Source organism: uncultured Lutibacter sp. (assembly GCF_937891065.1).
In the GTDB taxonomy this organism is placed as follows: Bacteria; Bacteroidota; Bacteroidia; order Flavobacteriales; family Flavobacteriaceae; genus Lutibacter.
Genome location: NZ_CALAEQ010000260.1, coordinates 1 through 2,967, shown reverse-complemented (window position 1 = coordinate 2,967; position 2,967 = coordinate 1). Strand labels below are relative to the sequence as shown.

The 2,967-nt window shown below is 28.0% G+C and carries 4 protein-coding genes and 1 pseudogene; 4 read left to right on the top strand and 1 reads right to left on the bottom strand.

All coding sequences use genetic code 11. The features are described 5' to 3' along the window. From Q0352_RS13725 to Q0352_RS13710, 4 genes and pseudogenes are all read left to right on the top strand, one after another. A pseudogene (locus tag Q0352_RS13725) lies at positions 1–339 on the top strand (DNA polymerase III subunit delta'); the annotation flags it as partial. 21 nt (positions 340–360) lie between these two features. Next, positions 361–1,344 carry a metallophosphoesterase gene (locus Q0352_RS13720; protein ID WP_299528421.1) on the top strand — a complete coding sequence of 328 codons (984 nt, stop codon included), beginning with the start codon at positions 361–363 and terminating at the stop codon, positions 1,342–1,344. Between the two features lie 9 nt (positions 1,345–1,353). Continuing rightward, entirely contained in the window at positions 1,354–1,749 is a 396-nt protein-coding gene (locus Q0352_RS13715; protein ID WP_299528419.1) for a DoxX family protein, read from the top strand. A 10-nt stretch (positions 1,750–1,759) separates the two neighbouring features. Continuing rightward, the gene (locus Q0352_RS13710) at positions 1,760–2,284 is read left to right on the top strand and encodes a hypothetical protein (RefSeq protein WP_299528417.1); all 525 of its coding nucleotides are present in this window, start codon (positions 1,760–1,762) and stop codon (positions 2,282–2,284) included. 62 nt (positions 2,285–2,346) lie between these two features. On the opposite strand, the gene Q0352_RS13705 is transcribed toward Q0352_RS13710, so the two are convergent. Then, positions 2,347–2,856, bottom strand: coding sequence for an OmpH family outer membrane protein (locus Q0352_RS13705; RefSeq protein WP_299528415.1), 510 nt, complete (start codon positions 2,854–2,856; stop codon positions 2,347–2,349). Positions 2,857–2,967: the final 111 nt, after the last annotated feature.

The window sequence follows — 2,967 nt, the reverse complement described above, 5'->3', positions numbered from 1 at the left end:
GTAATTCAATTATTAATTGATTGGAGCGATACTATTTCAAAAACTGGAAGAGAAACTCAAAAACGTTTTCTAAACTACTGCTTACAGTTTTTTAGACAAGCTCTTTTACTAAATTATGATGCCGCTTCTTTGGTTTTTTTACAACCAAAAACACCTAGTTTTAAACTAGAAAATTTTGCTCCGTTTATTCATAGTGGTAATATTATAGAAATAAATAAAGAGCTAAATGATGCTATTTATCATATTGAAAGAAATGGAAATGCAAAAATAATTTTATTAGATTTATCTATAAAACTAACTCGTCTTTTACACGAAAAAGAAAATAATATAGCTAAATAAAAACATTAAAAATCATCAATAATGCTAAGTCACAAATTTTCCCTGTTATATCTTCTTCTATTTTTAACTTTTATCAATACTAAAGGACAAGATTTAGACAATCCTTATAACCCAGAACCAAAAATGGAGTTATTAAAATCTAGAAAAGGTGAAAAACCAACAAAAATGCATTTTTTAGTTTTTGGAGATTCTAAAGGATCTAAGTATTTTCCAGGAGTTTTAAAACGTGCAGACTCTTTACAACCAGATTTTTGTATTACAACTGCCGATTTGGTTAATAAAGGAGCCGGAGAACAAGGTGAAATAGATTATAAACTATTAGATGAAAAAGGTAGATGGTTTATGAGAAAATATCCAATGTGGCCAACAGTTGGAAATCATGAAGAATCTGGTGGCGAAAACGGTATTGAAAATTTCACTAACTTTTTCGGAATGAAAACAGATATGTACAGTTTTCAATATGGAAATGCTAAATTTATTGCACTTCCTTGGCCAAAAATAAGTGACAATAAAAAGAAGCTAAAATGGCTAAAAAGAGAGTTAAGAAAAGGTAAAAACAAACATATATTTATTTACAAGCATCGTCCAAATTATACTTTAGGAAATAAGTCTTATGAAGATGTTGAAGGAACCGAAACAAAAATGACGAAACTATTTGACAAATATAATGTAACAGCTGTTTTTAGTGGCCACGATCATATTTATTATCGTACTAAAAGAAATAATACTAACTATATAATTTCTGCCGGTGCAGGTGCTAGTATTTACTCTTTAAAAAGAGAAAAAGATGCTATAAAAGGTGATGCTTTTTATGGAAAGCGAATAACCAAAGAAATTGAAGAAGGACAAGCTCCTTATAAATTTCAAGCTCCAAATGGTACGGTTACCGATTTACCAGAAGCAATATACTATGTACTATCAGTAAAAATTGATGGCGAAAAAGTTTCTATTGAAATGATTGATGAAAAAACAGGTAAAGTTTGGGACAAAGCGGATATTAAATAATTAAAAAAGATGTCAATATTCAACAAACATTCAGCTGAAATACTAATTGTACTTTTTTTTATTATTACCTACTTCTTCTCTGTTTTCGAAAAAGTAACAGATTGGAAAGGAACAGTAGCTTATTACACAAATCATTTTGAAAAAACAGTGCTTCAAAAAATGATTTCAATATTGCTTATACTAATTTTGATTTTTGAAATATCAGTTGTTATATTGCTAACTATTGGTCTTTATTATTTAGTTTTAGATAATACTTTTATTGTGGTTAAAATTGGTTTAGAAATCTCAGCTATTACGCTTTTAATGTTCTTAATTGGACAACGAATAGCAAAAGATTATCCTGGAGCTATGAATATTACAGTCTATTTTATTTTAAATATTATTGGCATTTATTTACTAACTTAAATTATTGATTATGAAATTATTAGGTATAGGTTCTCGTATTAAACACGCTGAATTTGGTTTAGGTGTTGTTACCAACGTAACCTCCAAACATTATTGGGTTACATTTATTGAAAACGGTTTAGAAACTATTGATCTTGATAGCGAGTTTGAAGTAATTGAATCGGTTGAAGACGAAGTAGATACTATTAGCTTTTTTGAAGTTGAATCTTCACTAAGAAATATGTTAAAACAATGGTCAGATATTTCTGAAGTAATTCCTATTGCTGATAAATGGAAAGGTGGTACTATAATTTTAGAACCTAAAGATACTTCTTTGTCAAGTAAAGAAATTCCTATTGATGCCTTCTTCCACAAAATTGTGATGGTACGTGACAGAATAAGAGTTATGGAGCAAAAAATTAACTCAAGTAAATTAGATGACCAAGATAAAGTTGATTTACAACAATATATCACACGAATTTATGGAAGTTTAACGACTTTTAATGTGATGTTTAAAATTAAAGACCACCATTTTATAGGATCAAAATCTAATTAAAAAAATAAGCCATTTACTTCAATAGTAAATGGCTTATTTAATTGATTATTAGTGTTTTATATTTATTCTTTAGAGAAATCAGCGTTCAAAATATCTAAAACTTCAACAGTAATATTTAAAGACTCATCTCCATACATCACAGTACCTTTTCCAGATGTTCCGAAAATTAAATTGTATCCTTTAGTTTTTGCATAAACACCAACTAAACTATCTACTTTCTTCGTTAAAATTTCACTTTGTTCTTGATTCTCTTGTTGTAAAATTTGAGAAGCTTGTTGTTGCTTAGATTGTAAAAATTGTTGCTCTTGTTGCAATGCTTGTTCAGCCTCAGCTCTTTTTTGAGGAGTCATTTTTTGAGCAGCTTCATAATATTGTTGCACTTTTAGTTGAAATGGTGCTCCAATACTATCTAATTCTTTTGCCATTACTTCTTGTTTTGCCTTTAATGAAATTTCTAAAGCTTTAGTAGCTTCGTAATCTTTCATTAAAACTTCAATATCTATATAAGCAACTTTAGTTTGATTACAAGATGCAAATACAAGTGCAATAGCTACAATTAATAATTTCTTCATTTTCTTATGTCTTTTTTTTAATTTGGGTTGTTGATAAAATTTTTGCGAATATATAAACAAAAAGAGAAGTTTCGCTTAATAATTTTCATTATTAGAATAATTTATTATTAA